The sequence below is a fragment of the Leeuwenhoekiella aestuarii genome, assembly GCF_004104055.1.
In the GTDB taxonomy this organism is placed as follows: Bacteria; Bacteroidota; Bacteroidia; order Flavobacteriales; family Flavobacteriaceae; genus Leeuwenhoekiella; species Leeuwenhoekiella aestuarii.
Genome location: NZ_QOVJ01000002.1, coordinates 163,264 through 175,953 on the forward strand (window position 1 = coordinate 163,264; position 12,690 = coordinate 175,953).

At 38.3% G+C, this 12,690-nt stretch carries 14 protein-coding genes; 6 read left to right on the forward strand and 8 right to left on the reverse strand.

What is annotated here, in order from left to right:
* The first annotated feature begins 48 nt into the window (after window positions 1–48).
* Together DSM03_RS06730 and DSM03_RS19345 are read left to right on the forward strand one after the other, a co-directional pair.
* On the forward strand, window positions 49–705 hold the full coding sequence (locus DSM03_RS06730; protein ID WP_128761189.1) for a TrmH family RNA methyltransferase: 657 nt from the start codon (window positions 49–51) through the stop codon (window positions 703–705).
* An 81-nt stretch (window positions 706–786) separates the two neighbouring features.
* Window positions 787–921: a CBU_0592 family membrane protein gene (locus DSM03_RS19345; RefSeq protein WP_476703241.1), complete on the forward strand. Its 135-nt coding sequence runs from the start codon at window positions 787–789 to the stop codon at window positions 919–921.
* A 19-nt stretch (window positions 922–940) separates the two neighbouring features.
* Here DSM03_RS19345 and DSM03_RS06740 read toward each other — a convergent pair whose 3' ends face one another.
* The 3 genes from DSM03_RS06740 to DSM03_RS06750 all read right to left on the reverse strand — a co-directional run bounded on the left by DSM03_RS06740 (window position 941) and on the right by DSM03_RS06750 (window position 4,389).
* Entirely contained in the window at window positions 941–1,741 is an 801-nt protein-coding gene (locus tag DSM03_RS06740) for a carboxypeptidase-like regulatory domain-containing protein (protein ID WP_128761188.1), read from the reverse strand.
* A gap of 75 nt (window positions 1,742–1,816) precedes the next feature.
* Window positions 1,817–3,634 carry a DEAD/DEAH box helicase gene (locus DSM03_RS06745; protein ID WP_128761187.1) on the reverse strand — a complete coding sequence of 606 codons (1,818 nt, stop codon included), beginning with the start codon at window positions 3,632–3,634 and terminating at the stop codon, window positions 1,817–1,819.
* Between the two features lie 182 nt (window positions 3,635–3,816).
* On the reverse strand, window positions 3,817–4,389 hold the full coding sequence (locus DSM03_RS06750) for a non-canonical purine NTP diphosphatase (protein ID WP_128761186.1): 573 nt from the start codon (window positions 4,387–4,389) through the stop codon (window positions 3,817–3,819).
* A 129-nt stretch (window positions 4,390–4,518) separates the two neighbouring features.
* Here DSM03_RS06750 and DSM03_RS06755 point away from each other — a divergent pair, with 129 nt between their 5' ends.
* A complete protein-coding gene (locus tag DSM03_RS06755; protein ID WP_128761185.1) occupies window positions 4,519–5,208 on the forward strand; it encodes a VIT1/CCC1 transporter family protein in 690 nt (229 codons plus the stop codon).
* A gap of 76 nt (window positions 5,209–5,284) precedes the next feature.
* On the opposite strand, the gene DSM03_RS06760 is transcribed toward DSM03_RS06755, so the two are convergent.
* Both DSM03_RS06760 and DSM03_RS06765 read right to left on the reverse strand, forming a co-directional pair.
* Window positions 5,285–7,441 (reverse strand): xanthine dehydrogenase family protein molybdopterin-binding subunit, encoded by a 2,157-nt coding sequence (locus DSM03_RS06760; protein WP_128761184.1) that lies wholly within the window; start codon window positions 7,439–7,441, stop codon window positions 5,285–5,287.
* An 11-nt stretch (window positions 7,442–7,452) separates the two neighbouring features.
* Window positions 7,453–7,914 (reverse strand): (2Fe-2S)-binding protein, encoded by a 462-nt coding sequence (locus DSM03_RS06765; protein ID WP_128761183.1) that lies wholly within the window; start codon window positions 7,912–7,914, stop codon window positions 7,453–7,455.
* 147 nt (window positions 7,915–8,061) lie between these two features.
* On the opposite strand from DSM03_RS06765, the gene DSM03_RS06770 reads away from it, so the two are divergent.
* On the forward strand, window positions 8,062–8,643 hold the full coding sequence (locus DSM03_RS06770) for a nucleotidyltransferase family protein (RefSeq protein WP_128761182.1): 582 nt from the start codon (window positions 8,062–8,064) through the stop codon (window positions 8,641–8,643).
* Between the two features lie 39 nt (window positions 8,644–8,682).
* On the forward strand, window positions 8,683–9,360 hold the full coding sequence (gene rpiA, locus DSM03_RS06775) for a ribose-5-phosphate isomerase RpiA (RefSeq protein ID WP_128761181.1): 678 nt from the start codon (window positions 8,683–8,685) through the stop codon (window positions 9,358–9,360).
* Window positions 9,361–9,424: 64 nt separating this feature from the next.
* On the opposite strand, the gene DSM03_RS06780 is transcribed toward rpiA, so the two are convergent.
* Entirely contained in the window at window positions 9,425–10,312 is an 888-nt protein-coding gene (locus DSM03_RS06780; RefSeq protein WP_128761180.1) for an SDR family oxidoreductase, read from the reverse strand.
* 132 nt (window positions 10,313–10,444) lie between these two features.
* On the opposite strand from DSM03_RS06780, the gene DSM03_RS06785 reads away from it, so the two are divergent.
* Window positions 10,445–10,810, forward strand: a complete 366-nt coding sequence (locus DSM03_RS06785) for a winged helix-turn-helix transcriptional regulator (protein ID WP_128761179.1) — start codon at window positions 10,445–10,447, stop codon at window positions 10,808–10,810.
* Between the two features lie 55 nt (window positions 10,811–10,865).
* Here the strand turns inward: DSM03_RS06785 and DSM03_RS06790 are convergent, their stop codons facing one another.
* On the reverse strand, window positions 10,866–11,249 hold the full coding sequence (locus DSM03_RS06790) for a rhodanese-like domain-containing protein (RefSeq protein WP_128761178.1): 384 nt from the start codon (window positions 11,247–11,249) through the stop codon (window positions 10,866–10,868).
* A 3-nt stretch (window positions 11,250–11,252) separates the two neighbouring features.
* Window positions 11,253–12,671: an MBL fold metallo-hydrolase gene (locus tag DSM03_RS06795; RefSeq protein WP_128761177.1), complete on the reverse strand. Its 1,419-nt coding sequence runs from the start codon at window positions 12,669–12,671 to the stop codon at window positions 11,253–11,255.
* Window positions 12,672–12,690: the final 19 nt, after the last annotated feature.

A 12,690-nucleotide genomic window follows, 5' to 3' on the forward strand; every position in this document is an offset into this window, starting at 1 on the left:
ACAAAGACAAAATTTTGGTAATGAAAGAATCCTTTGAATATTTGCCAGATGAATACAGCTACACTAAACTATCTAGAATCTTATCTTACTCCGCGTCGGCAGCAGCTTTTTAAAGAGGTTTTAGCGGAGCGTACGCGCTTTTTGACAGTCGCTATAGAAGATGTGGGGCATTTGCACAATACCAGCGCGGTAATGCGCAGTTGCGATGCTTTTGGAGTTCAGGATGTGCACGTCATTGAAGAATTGAAAGGAAAACGTATCGATAGGGAGATTGCGATGGGAGCTCAAAAGTGGACAACTGTTCACAGATATGATTCTACAAAAAATGCATTAGCTCAACTTAAGCATAACGGATATCGAATTGTAGCTACAACTCCACATCATACTGCACATAAATTAGAGGATTTTAAATTAGACCAACCTACTGCGTTATTCTTCGGAAGTGAGAAAGATGGCTTAACAGATACAGTTATTGAAGCAGCTGATGATTATGTGTATATACCCACTTTTGGTTTTACACAAAGTTTGAATATATCGGTTTGTGCGGCTATTTTACTTCAAGAGTTAACATTTAGAATGCGTAATTCAGCATTAGACTGGAAATTGAACGATTCTGATATCACTGAAATAAAAGCGTTATGGCTTAAACGGAATCTGAAAGATTATGAAGCTTTAGTGAATCAATTTAATTCTCAACATTCATGAATTTAGTTGATTAGTTGGGTGCTCTTTGTGTATTTTTAGATTTTACTAGCTTACTTATTAAATCTGAGTCATATTATTCTTCTGAATACAATGGGGGGCGACATGGCTTGTTTGGCAAGTGTTTTATTAAATTATTGGCCTTTTATGATTTTAGAAGGCGTATGGATGTTTGTTTCGGTAGTTAGCCTTTTCAAAAAGCTCGTAAAGAAAAACTAAATTGCCTGCCTGTAAAGTTTTAACCTCTATCTCGGTTAAGTACCCTATATTCTTCATAGCAGCTGCTCAATGCATCTAAAATCTGTAAATCATTAGCTGTTTTTACAAAGCTTTCAGAATAGTCGCATCGACCTAAAATAGCTTCAATATCTTCACGCGGAATCTGCAAAAGTGCAGATAATGTTTCACGATCAAATTTAGTAATCAATAAATCTCTGATGTTATCGTCTTCTTTCATCTGGCGTAGTTTTCGCATCTGCGAGCCTTTATTAGAGAAAACTTTATTGAGAAAATCTGCAGGATTAAATATGGCACTAAGAACTTTGTTAATGGCTCCAGGCTGAGAATCTCCGGCTTCATAACCGGTTTCTAAACCAGAAATACTATAGCGAACATTTTTATATACCGGGACATTACGCGCGTCAATCTCAAGATAACCTGTAAGTTCAACGTCCTTAACTACAACTTCTTCAAGTGCAATACCTGTTTCAGTCATTTTTACTTTTACATCTCCAAAACGTTTCCAGTCATTTGTAACACGTATCTGCAGACTTTTAAATCCTAAAAAAGAGAAATAGAGTGTATCTGTAGAGGATGCTCGTAATCTAAATGTACCATCTGCTTTAGTGATCGTTCCTTTTACAGTGTTGAGGTTGATAATATTAACACCATCTAGAGGTTTATCTGTTGAAGCATTGAGAACGGTCCCTTCTATATAAGTTTTATCTTCGTTCTGACTAACAGCAGAAGTTGAATTTTCCTGAGCAAAAGTATAAATAGGGGCTGTTAACAACAGCAAGACAAATAAAATAGTTTTCATAGAGGATGCCAATTTAGAAAAAGAGACGGAAAAATCATACCAAACGTGACAAATCCGTCTCAATTTTATAAAAGATTATCTATCTCTTCTTCTTCGTTTACCAGAAAAAGGACTTTTGTTCTCTTTGGGCTCTGCCTTGCTTTTACCGCGACGCTCACCACTACCTTTAGATTTTCCTCTAAAGCCATCTCCAGAATCTGATCTGCGGCCACCGCCACCACCAGAATCATTTCTGCGACCACGACCTCTTCCGCCACCACCGCCGCTTTTGCGATCATTGCGTTTGCGTTTTCCGCCACCGCCACGGGTGTCTTTAGTGATTTCTACATGTACTTGTCTTCCCTGAAGTTTAAAATCTTCAAATAAAGCTAGTATAGCGTCTTTATGCTCGGTATCAGTATTAAAGAATGAGAATGAATCTTTACAGTCTACTTTGTAAATTCCATCACCAAGACCGGTAGTTTCCTTTAAAAAGTCTTTAAGACTCATCCAATCAAAATCGTCTTTAGCACCAATGTTGATAAAATAACGGGTAGATTCACCAGATTCTTCTTTAAGATCAGCTTTTACAGCAATATTAAGATCTTTAGTCTTTTGGTAATAATTGAAGAAACGTGTAAACTCTACAGAGAATACTTTTTTGATAACTTCTTCACGGCTCAAGCCTTCAAGCACTTCATTAATACTGAACAAATACGGATTGATCTCCTCGTTTATCTTAGTATTGCGAATATCGTTTGCAAGGTGCATCAACTGTACTTCACAAATTTCCATCCCCGTCGGAATGTCTTTTTGTACAAATTGTTTGTTGATGATTTTCTCTAAAGTACGTATTTTTCGTAATTCACTTTTAGAAACAATCACCATTGAAATACCGGTTTTACCGGCACGACCAGTACGACCACTACGGTGTGTATACGTTTCAATTTCGTCTGGTAACTGGTAATTGATAACGTGTGTAATGTCATCAACATCAATACCACGAGCAGCAACGTCTGTCGCAACGAGCATTTGTATTTGACGTGCTCTAAAGCTTTTCATAACCAGGTCACGCTGATTCTGGCTTAAGTCTCCGTGTAATGCTGAAGCATTATAACCGTCTTCAATAAGATTTTCTGCTACTTTCTGCGTGTCACGCTTCGTACGGCAAAATACAACTGAGAAGATTTCAGGGTTTGCATCTGCTAGACGTTTAAGAGCCTGATAACGGTCACGGGCATTAACCATATAATATTCGTGAGAAACATTCTCAGCACCCATATTTTTGGTTCCTACTGTAATTTCAATAGGGTTATTCATAAATTGCTTGGCAATGCGAGCAACTTCTTTAGGCATAGTAGCCGAAAATAGCCACGTTTGCTTTCCTTTAGGAGTATCAGCAAGAATGGTTGTGATGTCTTCATAAAAGCCCATATTGAGCATTTCATCAGCTTCATCTAACACACAAAAATCAATTCCTGAAATATCTACCAGATTACGACGCATCATATCTTGCATACGACCGGGGGTCGCAACAATGATCTGAGCTCCGCGAGAAATTTGACGAGCTTGTTCTTGAATATTGGCACCACCATAAACCGCAACGGTATTTAAACCCTTAACGTGTTTGGAGTAATTTTTTAATTCGTTTGTGATCTGCAAACATAATTCGCGAGTAGGAGAGATAATTAACCCCTGTGTTTTGCGGTTGTTTGCATCAACTTTTTGAATAAGCGGAAAACCAAATGCTGCCGTTTTACCTGTACCTGTCTGGGCGAGTGCAACTACGTCTGTTGCCTCGCGTAATAGGACCGGGATGGCTTTTTCTTGCACTTCAGAAGGCTCTGTAAAACCCATATCGGTTACAGCTTGCAAGATGGCATCATTAAGTCCTAACGCTTTAAATGTATTCATATAAAATAATTATCTTAAATCAACGTCGATTTAAGAGGGCGCAAAGATACAGTTAATTGAGGTAAGAACAGAGCATTGACTAAATTGATTTAAATAATTGTAAATCAATTGTTTGAAAGAATTAAAATGTGTTTAATTCAATTCTTGTAAGCTATTGATACAGAAGCTTCCGCGAGTTAAGCCTATTTTTTGAGATAATCTAATAACTTTTGCGTTGCTTTGCCGCGATGCCCTATTTTATTTTTTTCTGAAAGTGGCATTTCGGCAAAAGTTAAGGGAAACCCTTCAGGCTTGAATACCGGGTCGTAACCAAAGCCACCATCACCGGTTTTCTCTTTTATGATACTTCCTTTGCAAATTCCTTCGAAGAGACGTTCTTTTCCGTTAAGGATTAATGCGATTACAGTTTTAAATTGCGCACTGCGATCGGTTTTAACTTTGAGCTCAGCGAGTAGTTTTTGAGTGTTATCTTCAGCATTTTTTTGTTCACCGGCATACCGTGCACTGTAAACTCCCGGCGCACCATTTAAGGATTTGACTTCAAGACCGGTATCGTCTGCAAAGCAATCAAAACCGTACTTTTCTTTTATATAACGGGCTTTTATAAGTGCATTGCCTTCAATTGTGGGTGCATCTTCAATAATATCTTCATTACAACCTATATCAGTTAAGCTTTTAAGCTGAATATAGTCAGGCATTAAAGCCTGAATTTCTTTGAGTTTATTAGGATTATGCGTAGCGAAAATCAGTGTCATTTGATTAGTTTTTTGGGAAGCTGCAAGTTATTAAAATTGAATTTAAAACTACCGGAAGCTACTATTTGGAAATTATCTAAAGTGACTTTTATCATTGTCTCGGGCCCGATGTTGTTCTAAATTAGTTGTATGCAAAACGAACAACATTATGCGCAACGTAGTGGCTGGTTGAGAGCAGCTGTTTTAGGAGCCAATGACGGGATACTTTCAACAGCGAGTCTGGTAATAGGCGTTGCTGCTGCAAGTACAACACGCGAACCTATAGTATTAGCAGGAGTAGCTGGCATCGTAGCCGGTGCTTTGTCTATGGCTGCCGGTGAGTATGTTTCTGTAAGCTCACAAAGTGATATAGAAAAAGCCGACCTGGAACGCGAAGCAAACGAGCTGGCTACAATGCCTGAGGAAGAATTACAAGAACTTAAAGATGTTTATATAGATCGTGGTCTCACTGAAGAAACAGCTCTTGAAGTAGCCAAACAATTAACTGCACACAATGCGTTAGAAGCACACGCTCGTGATGAATTAGGTATGCATGAAATAACGCAGGCAAAGCCCTTACAGGCAGCATTGTCTAGCGGGGCAGCATTTACCGTGGGTGGAGGATTACCAGTTCTTGTAGCTTTTTTAGCCCCGGTGGAGTATATGGAATATATTCAATACGCTTGTGCAATTTTATTCTTGATAGTTTTGGGTGCGCTGGCTGCTAAAACAGGCGGCTCTAATATGATTACTGCAATACTTAGAATTACTATCTGGGGAACATTAGCTATGGTTGCAACCGCTATAATCGGACACTTTTTTGGTGTTAATATCGCTTAAATATAAATTTGATTAACTAAAGAAGCCTCTTCGTATAAAGTACAAAGAGGCTTTTTTTATGGGAGAATCTTATGATTTAACCTTTTACTTCGCTTTCTGTTTCTGCGAGGTATTTTGTGAATGGTTGTTTCAAAAGACGTTTGCCGGTAGCAGCTTTAATTGCATTAGCAACCGCACCACCCGCTGGAGGAAGTCCGGGCTCTCCAAGTCCTGTAGGAGCAATTTCACTATCTATAAAATGAACAGCAACTTTTGGAGTTTCATTCATTCTTATTAAACGATAGGTGTCAAAATTACTTGCAGAAGGCTTTCCTGCTTCAAAGGTAAAATCACCATACATTGCATGACCAATCCCGTCAAGAACACCACCCACAACTTGATTATTGGCACCGGTTGGATTTATGACAATTCCACAATCTACAGCAGCAGTAACACGCTCTACTTTTGGCATTCCGTTTTGGATACTGATTTCTGCAACTTCTGCAACGTGTGTATTGTGGCTGTAATAAGCAGAAAAACCTTTGTAAATGCCATCTGGAGTGTTATTCCAGTCGCCTTTTTCTGCGGCTAATTTGATGACTTCTTTCATTCGAGAAGCAGAATATTGAATGCGATCATCTGCACCCTCATCTACATTGTCCAATAGGTCCAGACGGAGCTGTACGGCGTCTTGATTTAAAGCTTCTGCTACTTCGTCAAAAAAGCTTTGTTCTGCAAAAGCAAGAAAGTTTGTGTAAGGAGCTCGCCATGCACCTGTTGTAATATTACTTTTGTAATTAGCACTTTCTATTTTTAAATTAGGAATGGCTCCTGCCGGAAAAAAATTAGGAATCAGTCCATACATATTGCTGTTTATAGCAGCTTCTTTCAGTTTATATCCGGTTACTTTGCCATCTTTTAGAGATGCGGAAATACGATATTTTATTGCAGGTCTAAAAATTCCGGCATTCATATCATCTTCACGCGAATAGACGAGTTTAATCGGTTTGCCGGCTTTGCTTGAAATTTCGGCTGCTTCAAGAGCAAAATCTCCATACAGTCTACGACCAAAACCTCCACCCATACGAGTTAATTCTACTTCAATTTCCTCAGGGGCGAGATCCAGTAAGTTAGCAACGCGGTTAGCAGTTCCTTCAGGTGTTTGAATTGGTCCGGCTAACTGTACTTTTTCAGATGTTACGTCTGCATAAAAGTTCATTGGTTCCATACAGTTGTGCGGTAAAAATGGAGATTCATAAATACGATCAATTATTTGATCTGCTTCCGCAAAAGCTTTATCAACATCACCATCTTCTCTGCGAACATCACCTTCAGAACTGTTTAGCAAGCCTAGTAAAAGTTCGTCATGTTTCTCAGTGCTTTCTAATGCATTGTCTTCCCAGTTTGCTTTTAAAGCTTTTTTACCTTTCACAGCAGACCAGGTGTTTTTAGCTAAAACAGCGATTTTATCACCAAATTGAAACACATCAGTAACACCGGTTATTTTTCGAGACTCGGTATCATCAAAATCTTTTAAAGTCTGACCAAAAGACGGCGGGCGCATCACTGAAGCGATATGCATGCCATCTTTTTTATAATCAAGTCCAAAAAGGGGTTTCCCGGTTACTATTTTATCCAGATCAACATTTAAGGCATCGTTACCTATTATTTTAAAATGTTTAGGTTCTTTTAATGGTACATTTTCAGGAACTTCAAGAGCCGCCGCTTCTTTAACAACATCACCGTAGCCTAAGGTTTTACCAGATTTGCTTGTGATTATTCCATTTTTTGCAGATACTTCAGAAGCATCAATTTGCCATTTAGCCGCTGCAGCATTAACAAGCATTTGTTTTGCTGTAGCACCGGTTTGACGTAAAACGTCCCAGTTTTGACGTATAGATTGACTACCACCAGCTACCTGCCCGCGATAGTTATCAGTATCTAGTCCGGCTTGTTCAACGTGCACGTGTTCCCACGGTACATCTAATTCTTCAGCTACGATCATAGGCATCGAAGTTTTAACACCCTGACCAATTTCTGGATTGGGTGAAAAGATAGTTACATACCCATTATCTGCAATTTTAATATAGGCGTTGAAATCATTAAAGTTAAGGTTTGCGATATCTACAGGAGGTTTCACCTCGTCTTTACAAGCCGTTAAAAAATTAAAGCCTATCAACATACCGCCACCCGCAAGGGCAGAAGTACGTATAAACCCGCGTCTGCTAAATGTAGTTTTTGTCTGTTTTTTCATAACGCAGGTTTTTAAGCTATTTTTTCTGCAGCATCTGCTACAGCTTTTTCTATACGATTATAAGATGCGCAACGACAGAGATTACCACTCATCGCATCGCGTATTTCAGATTGCGAAGGAGCAGCATTGCTGTTTAAAAAAGATGCAGCAGTCATAATTTGACCAGCCTGGCAATATCCACATTGAGGTACATCATGCTCTTTCCACGCGACCTGAACAGGATGTGTACCATCTTCAGAAAGTCCTTCTATTGTCGTGATTTTTGCTTCTTCGAGTGAGCTAATTTGAAGTAGACAACTGCGTGTTGCAGTACCATCAATATGAACTGTGCAGGCTCCACATTGACCTATTCCACAGCCAAATTTTGTTCCTACTAAGTTTAATTCATCTCTTAAAACCCATAATAACGGAGTGTCCGATTCGGCTTCGACACTTAGGGATTTACCGTTTACCATTAAATTATATACCGGCATAGCACTGTTCTTTTTGTTTGTGTTAAGTTAATGAAATCTTAAGATATTCTATTTGACAGCATCTAATTTATACCCGTTCAAAAAAGGATTTTGTGTGCATTGCAATATATGTAGGTATTTATTTAGCTTTAAACGCTAATAAATTCAATGACAAAAATAGCAATACTCATACTCGCCGCAGGAAATTCTACCAGAATGGGAGAAGCGAAGCAATTATTGCCTTACGGAACTAAAACCCTATTAGAGCACACAATAGCACAAGCTAAAAATTCTGTAGCTGAACAGGTTTTTTGTGTGCTGGGAGCAAATGCAGAAACTATAGAGAAAATTATTAATAATGATCTGGTCTTTATTCATAATAAAAGTTGGCAAGATGGGTTGAGCAGTAGTATTGCATGCGGGGTTGAAAAGGTTAGGCTGATGGGTTTTGATTCTATATTAGTTATGCTTGCAGATCAACCTAAAATAGATACCTTTTATTTGAATTTGCTTATTGAAACTTCAGTACACTATAAAACCAAATGTATTGCTTCAGATTATGGAACTAGAAATGGAGTTCCGGCAGTTTTTCCAAAGACTTATTTTGAAGAACTCTTAAGTTTAAAAGGAGATCAGGGAGCTAAAAATTTATTGAATGCGACTGAAGAAAAGGTAATCGCTCTTGATGCTCAAGATAAAATACAGGATATAGATACTCCTGAAGATTATGCCCGTTTGCTGAAAAAATAAACTTATTTTTAAACGCTAAACCACCATAAGTTTAAAATAATGACTGCTGATCAGGAAAAAAAACAAGCAGCGCTAGAAGCTGTAAAATACATAAAAAACAATATGGTTGTAGGCCTTGGTACGGGTTCTACGGCTAAGCATATGATAGAAGCCGTAGGTAAATTAGTTGCCGACGGAATGAACCTGACTTGCGTTCCATCTTCTATAGCTACCGAAAAGTTGGCAAAAGAATTGGGTATAAAAATCGTCGCCCTCGATGCGATTGATAAAATTGACGTTACCATTGACGGTGCTGATGAATTTGATGGAAAATTTCAACTGATCAAGGGTGGAGGAGGAGCTTTGCTGCGCGAAAAGATTCTTGCCTGGAATACCAAATTCAACATCATTATAGCAGACAGTAGTAAAGATGTGAATAAGCTGGGAGCTTTTAAACTTCCAGTTGAAGTCATTCCGTTTGCAACCAAACAAATCTTGACTTATTTAGAAGCCGAAGGGTTACAACCCTTGCAGCGTATGCAAGGAGATGCCTCGTATCGAACAGATGAGAACAACACTATTTTAGATATTGATATTTCGGGAATTGATGATCTTCAAGGTCTAGAGATTCAATTATTAAAAGTCCCCGGAATCGTAGAAACCGGACTTTTCTTAGACACAACCAGCCTGATCATTGTAGGTAAAGAAGGCGGGCCGGAGGTTAAGGAGCGTAACTAGATCATGCTAAAACACAAAAAAGCTATCAAAATCTTGAGAGCTTTTTTGTGCATTTTTTTGGTACTTACCCATAAACTTGCTCCAATAAATCAGATACAGGTTTTGGTTTTCTACCCAATAATACTTCAAGATCATTAGATTCTGAATTGAATTCTCCGGCAGCAATTCCAAGAGAGAAAACGAGCATTATTCCTATAGCTTCTTCAGGAACACCGTATGAAGCCATAGTAGATTTAAAGGTTTCTGAATCTGGAGAAACAAATGCAATTTTTTCATTAGTAATCTTGCTTAGAATCAAAGCGATTTCTTTAAAATCAATAGCTTTTGGTCCATCTAAAGTGTAAACTGTATTGGTGTGATTTTTATAATTCTTAAGCACAAGCATACCCGCTTCTGCTAAATCCTCTCGTAATGCAAATCCTGTTTTTCCTTCTTCTGTAGGAAGAAATAGTGTTTTAGATCCTAATAGTGCTTCTTTTTTACCTAAAAACATAGGTACTACTTCGGCGTATAGGTTATGTCTTAAGATCGTGTAATTAAGGCCAGATCTTTTTAACCAATTTTCGGTTTTTATATGTGCATCCATCACTGCAGCGACAGGAGAGTTTTGCGAAGCATCTTTTCTGCCGGCGCTGGTGTAAACAACGTGCTTTACAGCAGCTTCTTTTGCTGCTTCAACAACATTCTTATGTTGCGGTTCGCGTGACGGAATATCACTCCCAGAAACAAAATATAGCGCATCAATATTTTTAAAAGCTGCTACCAGCGTTTCTTTATTATCATAATCAGCAACTCTCAAATCATAGCCTTTTTTCTTATAAGATTTGGCTTTTTCACTTTCAGCATCACGAACTAATACTGCTATTTCTGATGGATCGACACGTTTTGATAAATGTTTTATTGCGCTGCTTCCTAGTCCACCGGTTGCACCGGTAATTAAATAAGTACTCATTATTTTATATTTTTAGTTATTAGCTTACTTTTGGTAAGTAAAGGTAATTACTAGAGTTGACGTTTGGAAGAGCTTACCAAAATGTAGCTCACTTACGCGGAAGTTAGTTTAATTGAAAATCAACCAATTAAAATGGGAAATAATTTAGAAAAATATACAGATGTGGTAAATTGCCCGGTACGCAATGTGCTCGACCGCTTTGGAGATAAGTGGTCAACGCTGGTTTTACTATTGCTTGATGAAGCTGCTGTAATGCGTTTTAATGAATTGCATAAAGCGATTAATGGCATTTCGCAGAAAATGCTCGCAGTGACGCTTAAAACATTAGAAGCAGATGGTTTGATAATCAGAACCCAATACCCTGAAATTCCACCGAGGGTGGAATACAAATTGAGCGAACGTGGTTCGTCACTTTTGCCACACATTCAAAATCTGGTGAAATGGGCGAATACCAATTTTGATGCTATTGAAGAATCGAGAGTGTCCTATAAACGCTAAAAAGCTCAAAAGAATGTTCTTTTGAGCTTTTTAGCGAAATTGATTTAATAACAAATCAATCTTCGGGTTGTTTCTCAGCCGTCCAGTTTAGATAGCCACCTTCTAAATCATATATTTTAGTAAAACCAGCATCTTGCATAATTTGCGCAGCTTTGCCGCTGCGATTGCCTGACCTGCAATAAATATAGACCGGTTTTGATTTATCTAATTTTTCTATTTCTGTATTGAAACTTTCAGGTGCTAAAACATTGATGTTTTGCGCATCTTCAATTTTTCCGGCTTCAAATTCTTCCGGTCTCCTCACATCGATTAAAAGGACTTCTTTCGATTTTAAACTATCAGCAAAACTTACTTTATCTAAGATCTGATGTTTAGAGTCCTGAGCATTTATTTGAAAGCTAAATAATGAGATTAAAATTAAAGAGAAAACTAATTTCATATTCTAGCTTTTAAGAGTTGATGGGCAAACAAAGTTTGTTCTGGGAAGCTCAGTTTCCTTGATAGCTTTATAACCCCCTTGTACATCAATAAGATTATGAATTCCACGACTTTTTAAAATACTTGCTGCGATCATACTGCGGTAGCCGCCTGCGCAATGCACATAAAAATCTTCTTTATCGGGGAAGTCACTTAGATGTTTATTGATATAATCCAGCGGAGTACTTTTAGCTACTTCAAGATGTTCAGATTCAAATTCTCCGGGCTTACGCACATCAAAAACGGGAGTGTCTCCATCAGTTTTAACTGCTTTTTCTAATTCATTTGCAGGAACAGATTTGACCGAGTCGGTTTGTTTTCCTGCAGCTTCCCAGGATTGAAAACCTCCTTTGAGATAGCCTATAGTTCCATCAAAACCTACACGAGATAGACGGGTAATGGTCTCTTCTTCACGGCCTTCATCAGCAACCAATAGAATGGGTTGCTCTGTATCGGCGATAAGTGCTCCTACCCAAGGTGCAAAACCGCCGTCTATACCAATAAAAATAGATCTTGGAATATGTCCCTTTGCAAAATTTCCTGCTTTACGCACATCAAGAATAACAGCACCGGTTTCATTTGCAGCAGTTTCAAAAGCATCTGGTGATAAAGCCTGTGTACCGCGTTCTATAACTTCATCAATATCATCGTAGCCTTCTTTATTCATTTTTACATTCAATGGAAAATAGGAGGGAGGCGGTAACAAACCATCTGTTACCTCTTTGATAAATTCGTCTTTAGTCATATCTGCGCGTAACGCATAATTTGTTTTTTTCTGATTTCCCAGCGTGTCAACCGTTTCTTTACTCATGTTTTTTCCGCAGGCAGATCCCGCTCCATGTGCAGGGTAAACGATCACATCATCAGCTAAAGGCATGATCTTTTCGCGTAAGCTATCGTATAAATAACCGGCAAGATCTTCTTGTGTAAGTTCTTTAGCTTTTTGGGCTAAATCTGGTCTGCCAACATCTCCAAGGAATAAGGTGTCCCCACTAAAAATCGCGTGATCTTTTCCATTTTCATCAATAAGTAAATAGGTTGTGCTCTCCATCGTATGTCCTGGAGTGTGCAACACCTTTATGATAATTTTTCCCAATTTAAACTCCTGATTATCTTTAGCGATAATCGCTTGAAAAGAAGGGTTTGCTTTAGGACCGTAAACAATAGAAGCACCAGTTTCTTTAGCTAATGTCACATGACCACTCACAAAATCTGCGTGAAAATGTGTCTCAAAAATATATTTTATGTTTGCATTGTCAGCAGCAGCGCGATCCATATAAGGTTTTACTTCACGTAATGGGTCAATAACTGCAACTTCGCCTTCGCTTTCTATATAATAAGCTCCCTGAGCTAAACAACCGGTATATATCTGTTCTATATTCATAATTCTAAATTTAATCGCC